Here is a 19428-nt window from a genome sequence, read left to right as displayed (position 1 = left end):
TGGTCGACTTTGGTTATTTTATTGCATGTTCTTAGCAGTTACATTTGCGGTAGTATTTAACCAATTAGCGCACATTTATGAATACCACACTCAGTAGCGAGCAAATCAACTTTTATAACGCAAACGGATACATCATCATTGAAGATTTCTTGGATGAGGCTGAATTGGAATATTGGCGGCATGCAGTGACACAGGCCATCACTGAACGGAATGGATTGAAGATACCGGGCAAGGAGATACGCGTGGGCGAAGACGATGGCATCAACGAAGACGCGACTTACTTCAACAATGTGTTTGATCAGCTGTTGAATCTTTGGCAGACCAATGAGGAGGTCAAGCAGCTTATGTTGGATGAGCGTATCGGTAAGATGGCCGCAGAATTGGCCGGTGTAGATGGCATCCGGATTTGGCATGACCAGGCATTGATAAAGCGGCCGTGGGCAAATCCGACTTCCTGGCATTTGGATACGCCGTTCTGGTCTTTTTCAGACCGACGGGCATTATCCATCTGGGTAGCGCTGGATGACGCTACGCTGGAAAATGGCTGTTTGTTTTTCATTCCAGGCTCACACGAACGAACCACATTCAAAAATGCCGGGATAGGAAAAAACATGAGCGGCATCTTCGAAGTTTACCCGGAATTCAAGCAAACTAAATCGCGCGCGGCGGTAATGAAAGCAGGTAGCTGCTCCTTTCATAATGGATTGACCATTCATGGTGCGCATGCCAATATGACACCGGGGTTTCGGCGTGCCATGACCTGTGCCTACATGCCCGATGGTAACACCTATAATGGCATTCCCAATATCCTTCCAGATGCGTACGTAAAAACACTTCAAATTGGGGACGTATTGGATAATGACGAGCAAATGCCACTGATTTATAAAGCGTAATGGATATCGAATTCTTTTGCCCGCGTTGGGGCTCGGAGCACATCGCTTGGCCGGTGTTCGCCAAGCGGATCAAAGACGATGGCTTTGCCGGCGTAGAGGTATTCCCGTTAGGAGATATGGCAAGAAATGAAGAGATGGTAGCCGTACTCAACGACATCGGCCTTTCGTACATCCTGCTTCATGCGGAATTGGAAGAAGGAGCGAACTTCGATCGTTACTTGGATGCATTGGAGCGCAATCTCTATGCATTACTCTCGTACCAGCATGCAACGGCGAGGCCTCGGTTTATTGTTTCCCAGACCGGGCGCGAATATTATACGAAGGCTCAAATGGAACGTTGTTTTGAACTGTGTAGCCGGATATCCCAAGAATCATCCATCCCGATCATTCACGAGACTCACCGTAACAAATGGTCTTACGCGGCGCATGTGGTCAAGGACTACCTGTTAACTTTTCCTGCCTTAGCGCTGGCGCTGGATTTATCCCATTGGGTCTGCGTGTCCGAAAGCTATCTTGAAGATCAGCAGGATGCCATTGACTTGGCTATCCAACATACCAAGCATGTCCATGCCCGGGTTGGACATCCACAGGGCCCGCAGGTCACCGATCCACGGGCGCCCGAAAATCAAGTGGCATTGAATCACCATCTAGTATGGTGGGATCGTTGGATTGACCACCTAAGACAGGTAGACTGCTCTTGTGCAACCATCACACCCGAATTTGGCCCCTATCCTTATATGGCTTATGTTCCGCAGACCATACAGCCCATTGCGGATCAATACGAACTGAACTGCTGGATGAAACAATTGCTCGAAGCACGATACCGATTAAAAGTAAACGAATTATAACGATGATTAAACGATACGATTTGGTTAAGAATCTATGGCGGTTTTCAATGGCAGCTTGGCTGATGCTTATCGCTTGTGGTGTCGTTGGCCAGGTTGACCATGATTCCAAGGCGAAGACCATCCGGATCACCACGGCCGATAAACGGCTTGCCTTGCACATCGACTACGAATCGGGCGGTAAGGTGACCGACCTGCTTATCAACAACAAAAACACATTGGCCCAAGCAGGTATCTTTACTGCTTTACGAACAGCTGATGCGCATTGGACTTCATGGGGAGAAGATCAGCAAATCAAGGTTTCGTTAATGGCTGACCAGGTAACGCTGCAAGGAATAACCCTTGGAAATATCACCGAGTCATGGCGGTTTAAGCTGGAGGAAAATAAGGTGCTGTGGACCATCAGTCGCACGTATCCGGAAAATCTAATGGTAGAAGACATGGCTATGCCGGGCTGGCATTTCGCCGATCTTAATACTTGGAAAGGAGGGATACTGGACAACGGCGGGATGGTTTGGTGCAAATACTTGTCGTCGCCTAACGATACTTATGGGGTACATACCGGCGGTGTGACCTTCTGGAACGAAGACGAGGAAGATGGCTTGCGCATCACTACACGTGCTGGCAATAATCAGTTTGTTGCGACTAAATATTCCCATCATGAGCAGGGCATCTTTGCCTGCGCCCACCTGGTTAGCGAAGAAGAGCTGAACCAGCGTTTTAACCTAAGCCGTTTTGTGCACCAGAAGGCGGATGTATTTGCACCATTTGAAGTAAAACGGGGCAAAATCGAGGTAACGTATGAATTGGGCTACATCAACTACCTCGAAGCTTATGACCGGGGAACGCTACCTGGCATTGATGCGGCTGCGGTCCGCGAATTACTCAATACCACAGGCCGATATGGCGTGGTAGACAACCGTATCGTGGGTGCCAATGGCTGGATCACGAACTGGAAATGCCTGCATGAGCCTTTTTTTGCACAGATCGGCCTGGCACTGAACGACGAAAATTATACCGACAACCTGTCCGCCACGCTGGACCAGGAACGTGATTTGGCAATGCTTGACGATGGCCGCGTGCTCTCGCGCTGGCACGACGTGCCCGGTGATGAAATAGCCGGTACATATGATGCTGAAACAGGGTACTATGAAGCCATGTGGGGATATACCGTAGATTCGCAGACGGGCTACCTTATCAACACTGCGGAACAATTCCAGCAGACCGGCGATATCGCATGGTTGCGCTCGCATAAGGCATCATGCGAGCGTGCGCTCGACTGGTTGATTCGCCGGGATACCAATGGCAATGGAATTTTTGAAATGGTCAACAACAATGTCGGCGAGCAGAAAGCCAGTGACTGGATAGACATTGTATGGGCAAGTTTCGAGAATGCGTTTGTGAATGCCCAACTGTATGAGGCACTCAAGCAGTGGGTGGAATGCGAACAGGTGCTGGGAGATCCCAAAAAGGCTGCATATTATACGGCGATAGCCAATCGATTGAAGGTGGCGTTCAACAAAACGGTCGACGATGGCGGGTTCTGGTCGCCAGAAAAGAAACAGTATGTGTACTGGCGAGATGATGACGGCACAGTGCGGGGCGACAACCTGGTGACGCCGGTTAATTTTGCTGCTATTGCTTTTGGCCTGTGCGACGATGAGCAACGTATAGCGCTAGTCCTGGAGAACATCGAACAGCGTACCAGACAAGAAAACCTGTTTCATTGGCCATTATGTTTTGATTCGTTTAAACGGGAAGAGGTACACGATAACAATTGGCCGTTTCCACGCTATGAAAACGGTGATATATTCCCTACTTGGGGATACCTAGGTATACGGTCTTATGTGCAATACGATAAGGAGTTAGCCTTGAAATATATCCGGAACATCCTGGCCCAATACCGTAAAGATGGCCTTTCATCACAACGGTACAGCCGGGTGGATCAGCAGGGGCTGGGTACCGATATCTTGGCGGGCATAGCCACCACAGTGACCGCATTGTACAGCGATATCTATGGTATCCGCCCCAAATGGAACCGCCTAGGCCTGGAGCCAAACATGGTACCGGCGCTTAACGGTACGCAATTCGCGTACACCCTGCGTGACACGGTATATGAATTGTCGCTGCATGTGAATGATTACAAGGTGCGTACAACTGAATTTTCGGTGCAGAGTAACCAAGCATTCGGCGTAGGTAGAATGGGCACCCATGTGGTCTATTATCCCCAAAATAAAGAAACGACGCGCTTGGTCTTACACGCTAACCGGGGCGATTTCACCGATCTGCAAGTTGCCCAATGGGAAGCCGGTAACTATCGATGGACCGTAAAGGGTGATCAGCGGAAGCGGCTGGTCATTCATGGGCTTACGCCGGGTGCCCGTTATCAGGTCGCGATAAACGACCAGGTCCAAGATAGACAGGTGGCCTCAGACGGGTCGTTGATGATGAATGCGGGGGTGGCCGGTCCCGCAACGTTTGCGCTTCGGGCGCTTTAGCGAGCGGCAGTGTTTACTAAACTAATCAATTCATGGAAAATCATTGCAGAGGTATAGTGCTGTTTCTGATTAAATCTCTCCGATACATCGCGGTCATGCTGATTGGTATTCCGGCTTTCAGTCAACCTACGGATTGGCAGGCAGAATGGATAGGAATCCCACACGCAGCGCGCGATACCAATGTGTGGACCGCCTTTCATCGCGCGTACCAGCTTAGCGAAGTGCCAGAGGTCGCACACGCCAAAATAGCTACAGATTCAAAATATTGGCTTTGGGTAAATGGGGAGCTGGTTGTGTTTGAAGGCCAGCTGAAAAGAGGTCCAAATCCGAGTGATACGTACTATGACGATGTAGACCTAGCTCCTTACCTCGTACCCGGGAAGAACGATATTGCGGTATTGACATGGTATTGGGGGCGGGATGGTTTCAACCATAAGAATAGTGGCAAATCCGCGCTGCTGTTTGAAGCGACGATAGGTGCGGAAGTGCTGCGTTCAGACACGACCTGGAAAGCCATACGACATGCCGCTTTTGGCCATACCGGGCCACCGCTTCCCAATTATCGCCTGCCGGAGTTCAATATTCATTTCGATGCAAGGCAAGACCTGCCGAATTGGTATGTTGGAGACATTGGCAACACTGCCTGGCAGCCGGTCGTCTCATACGGCAATCCGCCTACCGCCCCTTGGAATAAGTTGGAAAAAAGACCGATCCCGATGTGGAACGACTCCGGCTTGGTCGCTTATACCAATGATGGCGATTTGCCCGTCAAAAGTAACGGCGACACCATCGTAGCCAAACTACCTAAGAATAGCGCCATAACACCTTATTTGAAAATCGATGCACCCAGCGGGCTGAAGATCGATATCCGAACGGATAACTACAAAGGGGGAAGCGAGTACAATGTACGTACGGAATATATCACGAGAGAAGGGGTACAGGAGTTTGAGACCTTTGGATATATGAACGGGCACGAAGTCCGCTATGCAATCCCCGAGGGAGTCAACATCCTGGAGTTGAAATACCGCGAAACCCGCTACAATACTGAGCAGGTTGGTGTTTTCAGGGCGGATGATCCTTTTTTCAATACGCTTTGGGAAAAGTCGTATACTACGCTCAATATTAACCTGCGGGATGCCATTCAGGATCCGGACCGCGAACGCGCGCAATGGTGGGGCGATGCGGTCATCCTGCTGGGTGAAATCCTGTATGCATGCGACGGGAATGGCCACCTGGCCATTCAGAAAGCGATCCGCAACCTGGTTGATTGGCAGAAGGCGGATGGCGTGCTGTATTCGCCGGTACCTGCTGGCAATTGGGATAGGGAGCTGCCTGCGCAGATGCTCGCCAGTATTGGTAAATATGGGTTCTGGAATTATTTCCAGTATACCGCGGACACGGCTTTGATGCATCATGTGTACCCGGCCGTTAGGCGTTATTTGAAGTTGTGGAAGTTCGGTGAAGACGGGTTGCTTATCCACCGCGCCGGCGGATGGGATTGGTTGGACTGGGGGGCTGATATTGATACCCCGGTAATCGAAAATGCATGGTATTACCTGGCATTGGAAGGAGCTATTGGGATGGCAGCGCTTACGGGCAACCAAGCAGATATCCCCGGCTACCGGGCAGCGGCGGAATCCATAAAATCAAATTTCAACAGCCAATTCTGGAACGGAACCGCTTATAAAAGCCCTTCGAATCTGGGCGTAGTCGATGATCGCGGGAATGGGTTGGCGGTAGTTGCGGGGCTTGCTGACAGTGGCAAGTACAATGCCATAAAAAAGGTGTTGCACAGTGAATTCCATGCAAGCCCATATATGGAAAAATACATTCTGGAGTCTTTTTTCGTCATGGGCGACGCCGCGGGCGGACTAGCGAGGATGAAGAAGCGTTATGCCAATATGGTGGAAAGCCCACTTACTACCCTATGGGAAGGTTGGGGTATCGGTTCGGCGGGTTATGGTGGTGGATCATATAACCATGGCTGGTCGGGCGGACCGTTGACACTGATGCATCAATATGTTGCTGGCATTGCTCCCGAGCAACCTGGTTTCGACACGTTTCATATACTGCCCCAACCTGGTACATTGGATGAAATACATTGCATCACGCCTACGGTAAAGGGTAATATTACCGTAGATCTAAAGCGCGCGGAAGATCGTGTATCCTTATCCGTGGATATCCCGCCTAACACCAATGCCCGCGTAGGCGTGCCCAAGCTGAAAACAAATTTATCGAGAATTTCTGTCAATGGCGATCCATCGATAGCCTATTACAAGGAAGATGATGCTTACTTCTATTTTGAAGTCGGGCAGGGGACGTGGTCATTCGTATTGTTTTAGCGGTAGTGTCAGTCGTTAGCCAACAGCATATTCAGTAAGCAATAGTTAATAAAAACCCGATTAATAAACAATTTTTAACGTAACAAACCACTTAATTATGAAAACGAAGCATTGCAAACGATTCGTTCTCTGCATGAAGACACTGCTCTGCATTGTAGCTAGCAGTAGTCTAGCCATCGCGCAGACACGGACAACGGGAGTGGTGACCGATTCGGTTACCAAAACCCCCATCAGTGGTGTAACCGTGACCTTACAGGGCACATCAACCAGCGCACAGACCGACGGAGAAGGGCGCTTTACCATCGATGCGCCGCAGGGCGATACCTTGGTCTTCACCTCGGTTGGTTACCTGCGTAAATCCGTGCCCCTAACGGGCAATACCTTACAGGTTCACCTTTCGCCCACCTCGGAAGTGCTGGAGGAAGTCTTTGTGGTCAGCTACGGTACCCAGAAGAAAAGGGAACTCACCGGGGCCGTCGCGCAGGTCGATGCCACAAAACTCAGGGACATGCCGGTAGCCAATATCGGGCAGAAGTTGCAGGGAAGGATGGCCGGCGTTCAGGTTAACCATAATTCCGGTACGCCGGGTTCGGAGATGTCCTTCCGCATCAGGGGAGCAGCATCCATCGGCGCGGGCAACCAACCGCTCATTGTCATTGACGGATTCCCTTCCGCCAGTGGTCTCCAAACGCTTAGCCCGGATGAGATTGAATCCATCAGCGTATTGAAGGATGCATCTGCGGCAGCACTTTACGGATCACGTGCGGCCAACGGCGTGGTGTTGATTACTACTAAACAAGCCAAAGATGGTCAGCAATACCTCGAACTTTCCGCCAATATGGGGTTGCAGCAGGTGCCTCAACGAGGACGGCCGGACCTTATGAATGCGGAGGAGTTCGCACAGTTTAAAAAGGAGTACTACGAAGACGCTGCCCGATATGAGGGGTATACCGGCGGTGTGCCGGAAGTTTATGCCGATCCAAGCCGCTACGCTGGAAATTATGGTACCGATTGGTTCGACGTATTGCTGCGTGAAGCCGTGAATCAAAACTATAACATTTCCTACAGTGCGGGAACTCCGAAGCTGAAGTCGGTATTTAACCTGAACCTCAATAAGCAAGAAGGGGTAATCTTGAATACTTCCGACCGCCGGATTACTGCACGGACCAACAACATTTATAATGCCACCGATCGCCTTACACTTGGACTCAACCTGGAATTTTCCAACGGCTACAATAACGGTGTGTCCGGCCTAGATAATGGGCGGAATATCATTCAATTAGCGTATCTGATGGACCCTAGCCTGTCCTACAGAAATGAAGACGGCACGTACCCTGTTGCGTTTTCCCAGCCAGGCATGTTTCCAAATCCAAACTGGTACCGTGTCGTTACGGAGCGTATCCGTAAGGCCCGGGCAAACCGTTTCTTGGCAAATGCCTATATCGAGTACGAACTGTTGGACGGTTTAAAGGCAAAAACCAGCTTCAATGTGAATACAGATAATACCGTTACACGGGCATTTAATCCGTCCACCTCGCAAGGTGGGTTGGGGAGCGCTCCCCCGCAAATGGCTACCGGTTCCTATGGTACCAGTAATTTTCTGACGTGGCTAAGTGAAAACACGTTAACTTACCAAAAATCAATCAACGACAACCATCATTTCGAACTGCTTGGAGGTTACACCGTCCAGAAGTTTTCTTCCGAAAACAGCAATATAGACGGCCGCGAGTTTGCTGACGATGACATTCCATGGATCAGTGCGGCCATCACCCGCATCGGCAACGTCGGTGCCGATGATTGGTCACTGCTGTCCTACCTGGGGCGGTTGAATTATAATTACAAAGGAAAGTACATTGCCTCATTCGCATTCCGCAGTGACGGCTCCTCCAAATTCGGTCAAAATACCCGGTTCGGTAGTTTTCCATCGGCATCGCTCGGCTGGGTAGTGTCCGAAGAATCGTTTATGCAGGATATCCAAGCGATCGACCTGTTGAAGCTTCGGGTGAGCTATGGTAAGGTCGGCAATAACAACATCGGCAACTATACGTACCTAGCCGCGGTAAACAGTAATGATTACGTGTTTAACAATCAGGTAACGCCGGGCAAATCATTGAACGGCATCGGCAACAGCTTTCTCACCTGGGAAAGTACTGAAGGCTATGACATCGGGCTGGATGTGGAACTGTTCAACAACCGGTTGTTCTTTACCTATGATTACTATTGGAAGAAAACCGATGGCCTGCTGTATGGCATCGATATTCCCATACAGTCTGGATTTTCGAGTATCACTTCCAATATAGGCCGCTTTGACTTCTGGGGGCACGAGTTTACCGTGGGGTCCAGAAACTTCGTGGGCGACTTCCAATGGACGACTGATTTCAACATTTCGTTTGATCGAAATGTGGTTAAGAAACTGGGAACGAACGATGCACCGATAGGGGGCTATAACCTGTATTGGGACGACAATCGCACGGCTGTGGGACAGCCTATCGGGATGTTTTATGGATATATCAATACCGGGGTGTATATGACCCAGGAGGAATTCGAAACCCAACCACACAGCGCTACATCCATGGTGGGCACGGCCCGTTTCGAAGATATCAGCGGTCCGGACGGTATTCCGGATGGTATCATAGACAGCCACGACCGAACATTTATTGGAAATCCTAACCCTACATTTGCCTATGGCTTGGTTAACACATTTTCCTACAAAAACTTTGATCTAAGTATCGTACTTGCTGGAACGGTGGGCAACGATATCTCGGACAATGCTTTCCAATCCACCGAAAATCTCGATGGCGTTTTCAATGTCAGGAAAGGTGTAGCAGGCCGTTGGCGTTCACCGGAAAACCCAGGTGATGGCATCTACCCCCGTACACGTAGCGGCACTACCGAAGATTTTCGCAATTTCACGACGAGGCAGGTGTTTGATGGTTCGTACATCGCGGCAAAAAACATCACGTTGGGCTATACGTTCAATTCGCCGGCTATTACCTATTTTAAGTCCATACGTGCTTACCTAAGCGCCCAGAATGCCTTCATACTCACCAATTACCCCGGACTTAACCCGGAAGCGGGGATCAATGGATTGAACGGGTTGAACCAAGGACGTGATTTTACGGGCTATCCCGTTCCACGAATATTTTCTGCGGGTATACGTCTGGGTTTTTAGAAAGGCAGTTACATCAATAAAAAGAATCATCATGAAAAGAATAGCATATCTCACCGTTTCGATACTGGCGCTTACGTCCTGCTCGAACGATTTTCTTGACCTTGTTCCGCCCACGTCACTGAGCTCCGCTTCATTCTATCAAACTGCAGATCAGTTCGACCAAGCAACAGCGGCCGCTTACACCAACCTGAGGGGAATCGCCTTCATGGGTATCTATATGGACGAAATGCGATCAGATAACACCTTCTTTACACGGTATGCGGCCGATAGGGGTTCATTTGTCAGCGCCGAAGCGTATCCGGAATTCAGGGATAACAACACCACCAGCCAATCGCCCAATTCACCGGGCAACCGCTACGGCAACGCTTACCAGGGTATTTCCAAGGTCAATACGATATTGAGCCGATTGGAAAACGCATCATTAACAGCTGAAGAAAAGAATCGAATCTCTGGCGAAGCGCTATTCCTGCGCGCATTTTATTACTACGATCTGGTACAACATTTCGGTGGGGTACCACTCCAACTGAAGGAAATCGTAACAACGGACGAAGCATTTATACCACGGTCTACCGTTGCCGAAGTATACGACCAGATCGTCGCGGACTTGAATGCCGCCATTCCACTGTTGCCTGTCGCGGCCACATTCCCGCAGTCGGGTAAAGCAACAAAAGGTGCGGCAAAAATGCTGTTGGCGTATGCATATTTGGCTAAACCTACAAAAGAAACCGAAAAGGCAACCGCAGAACTTTTGGATATTACCGAAATGAATTATGGATTAATGGACAATTATGCCGATGTGTTTGATCCGGTACATAAAAACAATAAGGAGTCCATATTCGAAGTGCAATACAAGCAGGGTAACGAAGGGCAGCATAGCGATTTCATCTGGCGATTTATCCCCAAGGCCACCAATCCGGACTTCATTCTCGGCGTAAATGGTACCAATGCCCGCGGTGGTCTGGCCAGCGGCGGTTGGAACGTACCCACGCAAGAAATGGTAGACTCCTATGAATCGGGCGATTTGCGATTACCAGCATCCATTGCAGTAGCAGAGGGTGCGGTAGACGACAATAATGTGATGACCATCACGACGGTAAAAAGCCCCGTGGGTTTTACACCCTCAACAGGTGTAGGCTACCAGTATTTCATCAAGAAATACCTGCATCCACCCTTTCAGGTTGAGTTTAATACCGATAACAACTGGCCGGTTTTCCGGTATGCGGGGGCTTTGTTGTTGTTAGCCGAAAGCTTAGTGACGCAAGGGCGCAACGATGAGGCATTGCCCTATATCAATGCGGTACGAAGGCGGGCAAATTTGGCCGCGCTCACTACCGTTACGGCGCAGGATGTGGCTGACGAAATGCGGCACGAGCTGGCGTTTGAAAACCACCGGTGGATGGACCTGATCCGCAACGGAATGGCAATCGAAACGATCCAGGCAAAAGGCGAGCGCCTGAAGGCGCTTTACGGATGGCTGCTTCCCAATACGTTTGATATCAACGAAAATAAGTACATCTACGCTATCCCATTCCGTGAAATGCAGATTAACAACAATCTGACGCAAAATCCGGGGTATGAATAGCCTATAGCAGGAGAGTACGGGACGAAAGAATACACAAGGTTTGTTTACTTTGCCTACGTAACCATTGTTCATCCGAGAAATGAATGTAAATTATTCACTGCTGATCTGTATTGCCGCGTTAACGACGGCAATCGCCTGTGCCGACCGCCAGGACAAAAAGGCCGACTGGGAAACCATCACGGACGTGTTCGTTCAAGCCCCGGATTCCATACAAACCAGCGTATACTGGTATTGGATATCCGATCACCTCTCCAAACAAGGTGTTATCAACGATTTACATGCGATGAAGAAAGTCGGTATCAACCGGGCGTTCATAGGCAATATAGGCTTGGATGATATTCCTTATGGCAAAGTGAAAATCTTTAGTGATGAATGGTGGGATATTCTGCACACTGCTATGAAGACTGCGGCAAAGCTGGATATCGAAATCGGTCTGTTCAATAGCCCAGGCTGGAGCCAGTCCGGTGGGCCATGGGTAAAGCCCAGCCAAGCCATGCGTTATTTGGCAGCGGCTGATACGATGGTTGCCGGGCCATCCCAATTTAAGGGTGTTTTGCCCAGCCCTGAAGGGGATTTTCAACGACTGAAGGTTTTGGCATTCAAAGCACCTAAAGACTATGGCGTGGATTTGGTCGACCTGAATCCGAAAGTGGAATCGACGGTAAGCGGACAGCCTTTGGGCAACTTGATGGATGGAAATCGACATAGTGAAGTGCGCCTGCCAGCAAAAGCGGTATCGACCTTTACCCTATCCACAGCTAGTGCTTTTACGGCAAGAAGTCTTGCGATTTACCCTTCATCCCGTAACATGGGATTTAATGTGTCGTTGGAAGCGATGCACAAGGGCGTGTTCCAGCCTGTTAAGTCGTTCCGGCTGGACCGGACCAATAACGCATTGAACGTGGGATTTGAGCAGTTCGCACCGGTAGTCGTCTCGTTTGAGGCGGTGGAAAGCGATACTTTTCGGCTGGTGGTCGATGAGGTGGCCGGCGATGCGGGTATCGCAGAAATCGAGTTAGGCACAACACCCCGTGTCGAGCGCTTTAAAGAGAAGTCTTTGGCACGCATGCATCCTACGCCGTTGCCTTACTGGCACGACTACCAATGGGCCCCTCAGGTGGAGGCCGACGATCACACATATGCCGTATCCCCGTCGGAAGTGATGGACCTTACCGCACAGTTGGCGGATAATGGCGAATTAACGTGGGATATTCCCGAAGGCGATTGGATCATCATTCAAACGGGGATGTTGCCCACAGGGGTAACCAATGGGCCTGCAAGTCCCGAAGGTAGGGGGCTCGAAGTCGATAAGCTGAACCATGAGCATGTCATCCAGCATTTCGATGCTTTCTTGGGCGACATCCTACGTCGCATACCCGCTGAAGACCGTACGACATTCAAGGTAGCCGTACAGGATAGTTATGAGACCGGTGGACAGAATTGGACGGACGGCTTTGAAGATAAATTTAAACAGGCATTCGGTTACGACCCTACGCCATATATCCCCACGTTGTACGGTCATGTAGTGGGTAGCCAAGATCAGTCCGACCGCTTCCTGTGGGATGTGCGGCGCTTCGTAGCCGATAAGGTGGCATACGAATACGTGGGCGGATTGCGCGACATTAGTCACAAACACGGACTGACCATCTGGCTGGAGAACTATGGCCACTGGGGTTTCCCCGGCGAGTTTTTGCAGTACGGCGGACAGTCGGATGAGGTGGGGGGTGAATTCTGGAGCGAGGGCGAACTTGGAGATATCGAAAACCGGGCCGCATCTTCCGCGGCACATATCTATGGTAAAAATAGGGTGTCCGCGGAGTCGTTCACGGCGGCAGGCAATACGTTTGGCCGCTACCCGGCAATGTTCAAGCAACGAGGCGACCGTTTCTTTGCAGAAGGCATCAATAATACGCTGCTTCACGTATACATCCATCAGCCGTATGAAAATAAACGCCCCGGTGTGAATGCCTGGTTCGGTAACGAGTTCAATCGGTTCAATACCTGGTTTTACGACATGGATGGTTTTATTGATTACCTTAAACGTTGCAATTACCTGCTTCAGCAGGGACGTTATGTAGCCGATGTCGCCTACTTCATCGGAGAAGATGCGCCGAAGATGACGGGTATACAAGACCCCGCCCTACCGAAAGGGTATTCCTTTGACTACATCAACGCGGAAGTAATCCTGGAACGGCTATCGATGAAAGACAGACGTTTCACATTACCTGATGGGCTATCGTATAAGGTACTGGTGTTGCCACAATTGGAGACGATGCGACCGGCGGTATTGCAGAAGATCGAACAATTGGTGAAGGAAGGTGGAATCATACTGGGGCCAAAACCGATTCGATCGCCGAGTTTGGCCGATTACGGCAAGGCAGATGAGGCGGTACGCACATTGGCTGATAAACTGTGGGCTGGTGTAGATGGCGAACAGCTTAAGGAAAAGCGGTATGGCGAAGGGTTGGTGCTGGATGGCATGACGATGCAGGAAGCGCTCGATCGGGCAGGGGTGATGCCGGATGTCCGATTGGATGAATCGGCCCCGATAACCTTCATACATCGCACATTACCCGGGGGGGATATTTACTTCATCTCCAACCAAAGTGACAAAAAAGTCCGGGTTACCCCTACATTCCGCGTCACTGGCAAACAACCTGAACTTTGGGATGCCGTGCACGGTTCCTTGCGTGATCTGCCTGAATTTGATGACGATGGGTATGGTACAGCCGTACCATTGGAGTTGGATGGTTATGAAAGTGCATTTGTCATTTTCCGTAACGCGACCACGCATTCATTACCAGAGGCCGGCGAAAATTTTCCAAGACCGGATCGTGTGCTAGCCGTGTCGGGGCCTTGGCAGGTTGCCTTTACTAGACCAGACTCGACTATCTTTGTCCTGCAGCTGGATAGCCTAGTGGATTGGTCGCATCATACCGATACAGCTGTCAACTATTTTGCCGGAAGTGCAACGTATACCAAGCAGCTGCCAAAATTGAATATTCAGGACGATCAGCGCGTATACCTAAATTTGGGTAATCTCGTAGCCATAGCTAAAGTAAGCCTAGACGGGCAGGAAGTTGGGGGGCTATGGACGCCGCCTTATCGACTTGATATCACTGATTTTTTTGGAGCCGGACAGCCGGTACTCGAAGTAAAAGTAACGAACACCTGGGTGAACCGATTAATCGGCGATCAACGATTGAATCCGAAATACCGCAGTAGTTGGACGATCGTTAACCCTTATACTGCCGATAGCCCACTGCATCCCGCCGGACTGATGGGACCGGTGGCATTGGAGGTATACCAGCAGTAGCAATTGATTGATGGGGCTGGTGATTACCGGCTTTAGAAACGGAATAGGTATATTGCAGGCGTTTACCATCGAGGTGTATGAGCACAGCTATGAATGCGATGCATCCCGGGCCTTTAGCCAGGGTGCAATATAAAACCGGTATCGTAGTGATTGGCGCTGGCCAAGCAGGTCTTTCCGCTGCATATTACCTCAAAAAAAGCGGATTGACACAGGGGCGTGATTTTGTGATCTTGGACCAGTCGCCGCAACCCGGTGGGGCGTGGCAACACCGCTGGTCCTCGCTTACCCTCAGTACCGTAAACCGAATCCATGACCTGCCTGGACTGTCTTTTGCGGATACCCTGGATGGAAATGCTCCGGAAGTGCGAGCGAATATCGCTGTGCCGCACTATTTTGAAGCGTATGAGAAAAAATTCGGACTTATCGTATACAGACCTGTCGGGGTGAAGGTGGTTTGTGAGCGCAACGGCCGGTTGCGCGTGGAAACGGACGGGGGGTACTTTTCTGCACAGGGAATCATCAATGCGACGGGTACATGGGAAACTCCTTATATCCCCGAGTATCCGGGACAAGGGCACTTCAAAGGCCTTCAGCTGCATACGAAAGACTATCAATCGGCTAAAGCATTCAGTGGCAGACATGTGGTTATCGTTGGGGCCGGGATATCCGCCATCCAATTGCTGGATGAAATATCACAGGTGACGACGACAACATGGGTGACTCGACGCCCACCTGAATTCCGGGAAGGATCCTTTGATGAAGGGGCTGGACGGGCCGCCGTAGCGATCGTAGAAGACCGTGTGCGCAAAGGGCTGCCGCCCCGTTCTGTGGTATCGGTTACCGGTCTTCCGGTTACGCCTGCCATCGAATCGATGCGTGCCCGCGGCGTGTTGAACCGACTGCCCATGTTTAGTGAAATCACCGCCCAGGGTGTACGCTGGTCGGACGGGCGGGAGCAACTCGCTGATGTCATCCTTTGGTGTACCGGTTTCCGCAGCTCGCTTGATCATTTAGCTCCGTTAATGCTACGGGAGGAGAATGGCGGTATTATCATGGCAGGAAGATTAGCTACCATGGTGGCCAAACAGCCCCGCGTTCATTTGGTCGGCTATGGTCCTTCGGCATCTACCATCGGAGCGAATCGGGCCGGTAGGGCCGCGGCGACAGAACTGATGACCTATCTGGGAATGGGTTCGTGAATAACCTGTGCAATTAAAGTTCTTCTTCGCGCTCAAGCATCAAGATGGCGCTTTGCGGGGCAATGAAATACTTTTCACCTTGATATAGGATTTCCGTGGAAGCTCCGACATGGAAAATGGCTAGATCCCCTTCCTTGGCTTGTAAAGGGATATATTTTACCTTTTCGTCCTGTGGCTTCCAAGCATCGTCCTCTTCCGTAGGAACGGGTAACGCATAACCGGGGCCGGTTTTCATCACATATCCCCATTGTACTTTTTCCTTTTCCTGCACACCGGGAGGAAGATAAAGACCACTGGCCGTCCGCTCGCTGGGAGTGGTCGGTTTGATCAGTATACGGTCGCCAACTACAATCAGTTTTTTCAGTTTAATGTCCTGTGTGATTTGCGTGGTCATGCTACAAGTCGCTTTATCAAGCACTAGCAAAAGCTATGCAGAAACCAAAAAAATGACATTATGGCATTGGCTGGCCGGATGGATGTGCTATTTTTTCCCAAAAAAGCCACCCAGTAGCCCACCGACATCGTCGACACCTAGCTTTCCATCGCCATTTTGATCCAGTAGTCCACCCAGTATATTTCCACCCGATTGTCCACCAAGCATACCACCCAACAAATCGTTCAATCCATTGCCGTCATTCACCTGACCATTGCGGCTCTGTTTACCCAAGTATCCCATCACCACCGGTGCGAGCATGGCCAATATCTTGGATACCGTGCCGGAGGATACACCGGTTTTGCCACTAATCGCATGTTCTACAGCGTCGCGCTTGTCGCCTAGCATATGGCCAAGTATGCCATTGCCATCTGATGTGTCATTGCTTCCCAAAAAGCCCGATAGGTTGTCCAGAATGCCCCCATCGTGTTTGCTTCCGATAGCGTTCAAGATTCCCTGTGCTCCATCGCTGTTACTTGCATTGTTTTGCAAAGCCCCCAGTAGTGCAGGGAGTGCATTTGAAACCACTGCCTTGGTTTGTTCCTCCGATGCCTCGGTATTTCGTGTAATTCCTTCGACAACTTCCTTACCAAGGCTGCCGTTGAGGAGGTCTAAAATCTTTTCCATAATTCATATAATTTGTCGAGACCAATGTAGGTAATTTTTTGAAACAACCGGAGCTTTCTTACATAGGCGAAATCGTGTCGGACAGTATTTTGTAATTAATTGTTACATTTGTTGTGCCGAATTTTATTTCTGCTGGTAAACGATAGGTCACGCAGCAGCAGGAACGAATGGAAGTAGGCTAACCAATTGATTTGCAATGATAGTTAAGTGCCTTCCAGAACCCGATTTTTGCCGCCGGCTGTTGGACGGAGATGAGCTCGCGTTCCGAGAATTGTTTGATCGGTATCATCGGAAAATTTATCAGTTTGCCTTTAACTTTTTAAAAGATAAGGCCCAAAGTGAAGAAATTGTACAGCTTACATTCCTCAATTTTTGGCTCAGTAGGTCGGCGATCGACCCGGACCGCCCCATTACCCCGTATCTTTTTACGATTGCGCGCCGCGCGGTGACGGATGCATGGCGCAGGGTTGCGGCTTCTTCCCGATTCAGGGAACAGGTATTACAGCATATGGAAGCGGTATCTAACGAGACAGAAGAGCGTATTTTTTCGGATGAGTTGGAGTGTATTACCCGAGATGCGCTGAAAAAGCTTAGTGAGCAACAGCATCAGATATTTACGATGAGTCGACAAGAGGGGTTGTCTTATGAGGAAATTGCTGAACGGCTGCATATATCTAAACATACGGTCAAATACCATTTGGTCAATGCCTTGAAAATTTTAAAAGCCCACTTTCATAGACACGATATTATTTTCTTTTTATTTCTGCTTTTCCAATAGTTTACCTAAGCCTTTCAAGGCAATTCCGTAATTTATAACACTTCCTACCCATACTGGTAGCTGATCCGTATTACCCTAAAAAGGCCCGACGGAATAAGCCGTCATACCGGTACCGGAAGAATGAGATACAAGCAGTTATGGAACTATGGCGATAAAAAGTATGTCTCTGTAGATACCGATGGCACCAAAGGTATTGTCGGCTTTGTGCCTGATGAGTCCGTTCGTTTGGGGAGGTGGGGGATACGTATTAAAAAAACCCTTTGCCGTCGTTCTGATTACCGATAATGGATGGAAAGATCCATTTGGACGGAGAAAAGTACGAGACGACGTATTTATTACCTGCTCGTTTGAAAAAAATAAATTCTGACTACCCGCGCAGGTACGTCAAACGTATTACCTATAAAGAGAGCCACTCAGTGGCGTGCTATCTGACCGATATATGGAGAAAGACAGGTTACAAGAACTGATTGTGAAATATACCTCGGGACAAATTGACAAACCCGAATTGACGGAATTGTTGGACTATGTGGTTGCCCGTGGTGAGAGTCCTGAAATGCAATCTTTGTTAACCAAGCTATTGGAAACTACCAATGCGGACGATAGCCTGCAGCTGGATGCTGACGCCTTATACAGACGTATCACGCATGCCTACCGAGGGGTGCATCGTCGGAAATCACCCTTAAGGCTTCCGAGGTGGTGGCATGGCGCTGCTGCGGTTTTGTTGGCAGCGATTTGTTTATGGGTGTTTAAGGGCGACATACTGTTTGGTGGCGACACTTCTTATGCGAAGGAAATGCGGACGGTAACTACAACACCAACGGATAAGCCGCTACTTCGTTTGGCAGACGGCCGAACTATCTACTTGGATAGTATGGACAACGGCGCACTGGCCACTGAAGATGGAATCCAGATCAGTCTTCAGAACGGAACAATATATTATACCGATAAAGCCCATTCAAGTACTGACGAATCGCTGGAAAATACAATCATTACGCCTAAGGGGCGGCAATATCAAGTGGTGTTACCCGATGGAAGCAAATTGTGGCTAAATGCTGCATCAACGGTAAGTTACCCTATTCGCTTTAACAGCAAAAAGCGAGAAATTACCGTCAGTGGCGAAGTCTACCTTGAAGTTGAACATGCCGCCGAGTGGCCATTTGTCGTTGATACGAAGATGCAGCAAATTGAGGTGGTTGGCACCAAATTTAACGTATCGGCTTATTCGGATGATTTGACCACCAAGACTACACTGGTAGATGGTCGTGTGAAAGTATCGTTCGTGGGAGAAGCTGAAATACAACATGCTCAGAATAGCATTATGCTGAAACCCGGACAACAGTTGGTGAGCACCGAAAGCGAGAAGGGAGGACGAGTGATCCACGTCGATCCCGAAGAAATGGTGTCATGGAAAGACAACCTCTTCGTGTTTTCGGATGAAGAGATCAGTGAAGTGATGAAAAAGGTGAGTCGCTGGTATGACGTAGAAATCGAATATTTGGATGGAATGGCAGGTAAACGAATCGGGGGCAGCATCCCCAGATTAACTAATGTAGAGGAATTGATGAATGCACTTGAAGATACTGGATTACTGCATTATAAAATGGAAGGAGGTACCATTGTAGTCATGAGATAGCGAATACGCCTAAATAATAAAAGGCGGCAAACGTTCCAGCGTTTACCACCTTTTCGTAACCGTTAAGAACGGTTGCGGGAGTTCAATAAATCGAGTTACCAATAGTATTA

Annotated in this window: 12 protein-coding genes; 10 read left to right on the top strand and 2 right to left on the bottom strand. The window is 49.6% G+C overall.

What is annotated here, in order from left to right:
* The first annotated feature begins 77 nt into the window (after positions 1–77).
* The 8 genes from IEV98_RS01915 (at position 78) to IEV98_RS01880 (ending at position 15847) form a co-directional block, all read left to right on the top strand.
* On the top strand, positions 78–893 hold the full coding sequence (locus tag IEV98_RS01915) for a phytanoyl-CoA dioxygenase family protein (protein ID WP_188504243.1): 816 nt from the start codon (positions 78–80) through the stop codon (positions 891–893).
* Positions 893–1741 (top strand): IolE/MocC family protein, encoded by an 849-nt coding sequence (locus IEV98_RS01910; protein ID WP_188504242.1) that lies wholly within the window; start codon positions 893–895, stop codon positions 1739–1741. The genes IEV98_RS01915 and IEV98_RS01910 overlap by 1 nt, the downstream gene beginning before the upstream one ends.
* Positions 1742–1743: 2 nt before the next feature.
* Entirely contained in the window at positions 1744–4236 is a 2493-nt protein-coding gene (locus tag IEV98_RS01905; RefSeq protein WP_229738522.1) for an alpha-L-rhamnosidase-related protein, read from the top strand.
* A 32-nt stretch (positions 4237–4268) separates the two neighbouring features.
* Positions 4269–6578, top strand: coding sequence for an alpha-L-rhamnosidase-related protein (locus tag IEV98_RS01900; protein WP_188504241.1), 2310 nt, complete (start codon positions 4269–4271; stop codon positions 6576–6578).
* 97 nt (positions 6579–6675) lie between these two features.
* On the top strand, positions 6676–9750 hold the full coding sequence (locus IEV98_RS01895; RefSeq protein WP_188504240.1) for a SusC/RagA family TonB-linked outer membrane protein: 3075 nt from the start codon (positions 6676–6678) through the stop codon (positions 9748–9750).
* Positions 9751–9781: 31 nt separating this feature from the next.
* A complete protein-coding gene (locus IEV98_RS01890) occupies positions 9782–11332 on the top strand; it encodes a RagB/SusD family nutrient uptake outer membrane protein (protein WP_188504239.1) in 1551 nt (516 codons plus the stop codon).
* Between the two features lie 79 nt (positions 11333–11411).
* A complete protein-coding gene (locus tag IEV98_RS01885; protein WP_188504238.1) occupies positions 11412–14648 on the top strand; it encodes a glycosyl hydrolase in 3237 nt (1078 codons plus the stop codon).
* Between the two features lie 77 nt (positions 14649–14725).
* Positions 14726–15847, top strand: coding sequence for an FAD-dependent oxidoreductase (locus IEV98_RS01880; protein ID WP_229738521.1), 1122 nt, complete (start codon positions 14726–14728; stop codon positions 15845–15847).
* A gap of 13 nt (positions 15848–15860) precedes the next feature.
* Here the strand turns inward: IEV98_RS01880 and IEV98_RS01875 are convergent, their stop codons facing one another.
* Both IEV98_RS01875 and IEV98_RS01870 read right to left on the bottom strand, forming a co-directional pair.
* Positions 15861–16241 carry a co-chaperone GroES gene (locus IEV98_RS01875; protein WP_188504237.1) on the bottom strand — a complete coding sequence of 127 codons (381 nt, stop codon included), beginning with the start codon at positions 16239–16241 and terminating at the stop codon, positions 15861–15863.
* Between the two features lie 87 nt (positions 16242–16328).
* The gene (locus tag IEV98_RS01870; RefSeq protein WP_188504236.1) at positions 16329–16907 is read right to left on the bottom strand and encodes a DUF937 domain-containing protein; all 579 of its coding nucleotides are present in this window, start codon (positions 16905–16907) and stop codon (positions 16329–16331) included.
* A gap of 196 nt (positions 16908–17103) precedes the next feature.
* Between IEV98_RS01870 and IEV98_RS01865 the strand changes: the two genes are divergently transcribed.
* A complete protein-coding gene (locus IEV98_RS01865; protein WP_188504235.1) occupies positions 17104–17685 on the top strand; it encodes an RNA polymerase sigma-70 factor in 582 nt (193 codons plus the stop codon).
* Between the two features lie 439 nt (positions 17686–18124).
* Complete coding sequence (locus IEV98_RS01860) at positions 18125–19318, top strand: FecR domain-containing protein (RefSeq protein WP_188504234.1); 1194 nt, start codon at positions 18125–18127, stop codon at positions 19316–19318.
* Positions 19319–19428 lie beyond the last annotated feature (110 nt).

It is taken from the genome of Parapedobacter pyrenivorans, from assembly GCF_014636865.1.
GTDB lineage: Bacteria > Bacteroidota > Bacteroidia > Sphingobacteriales > Sphingobacteriaceae > Parapedobacter > Parapedobacter pyrenivorans.
The sequence above is the reverse complement of the archived record's forward strand: the minus strand, read 5'-3'. Positions and strand labels throughout refer to the sequence as shown.

What these genes read in the sequence shown, in the direction of transcription:
- IEV98_RS01915 (WP_188504243.1), top strand. Translation starts at nt 78, where the DNA reads ATGAATACCACACTCAGTAGCGAGCAAATCAACTTTTATAACGCAAAC.
- IEV98_RS01910 (WP_188504242.1), top strand. Translation starts at nt 893, where the DNA reads ATGGATATCGAATTCTTTTGCCCGCGTTGGGGCTCGGAGCACATCGCT.
- IEV98_RS01905 (WP_229738522.1), top strand. Translation starts at nt 1,744, where the DNA reads ATGATTAAACGATACGATTTGGTTAAGAATCTATGGCGGTTTTCAATG.
- IEV98_RS01900 (WP_188504241.1), top strand. Translation starts at nt 4,269, where the DNA reads ATGGAAAATCATTGCAGAGGTATAGTGCTGTTTCTGATTAAATCTCTC.
- IEV98_RS01895 (WP_188504240.1), top strand. Translation starts at nt 6,676, where the DNA reads ATGAAAACGAAGCATTGCAAACGATTCGTTCTCTGCATGAAGACACTG.
- IEV98_RS01890 (WP_188504239.1), top strand. Translation starts at nt 9,782, where the DNA reads ATGAAAAGAATAGCATATCTCACCGTTTCGATACTGGCGCTTACGTCC.
- IEV98_RS01885 (WP_188504238.1), top strand. Translation starts at nt 11,412, where the DNA reads ATGAATGTAAATTATTCACTGCTGATCTGTATTGCCGCGTTAACGACG.
- IEV98_RS01880 (WP_229738521.1), top strand. Translation starts at nt 14,726, where the DNA reads ATGAGCACAGCTATGAATGCGATGCATCCCGGGCCTTTAGCCAGGGTG.
- IEV98_RS01875 (WP_188504237.1), bottom strand. Translation starts at nt 16,241, where the DNA reads ATGACCACGCAAATCACACAGGACATTAAACTGAAAAAACTGATTGTA.
- IEV98_RS01870 (WP_188504236.1), bottom strand. Translation starts at nt 16,907, where the DNA reads ATGGAAAAGATTTTAGACCTCCTCAACGGCAGCCTTGGTAAGGAAGTT.
- IEV98_RS01865 (WP_188504235.1), top strand. Translation starts at nt 17,104, where the DNA reads ATGATAGTTAAGTGCCTTCCAGAACCCGATTTTTGCCGCCGGCTGTTG.
- IEV98_RS01860 (WP_188504234.1), top strand. Translation starts at nt 18,125, where the DNA reads ATGGAGAAAGACAGGTTACAAGAACTGATTGTGAAATATACCTCGGGA.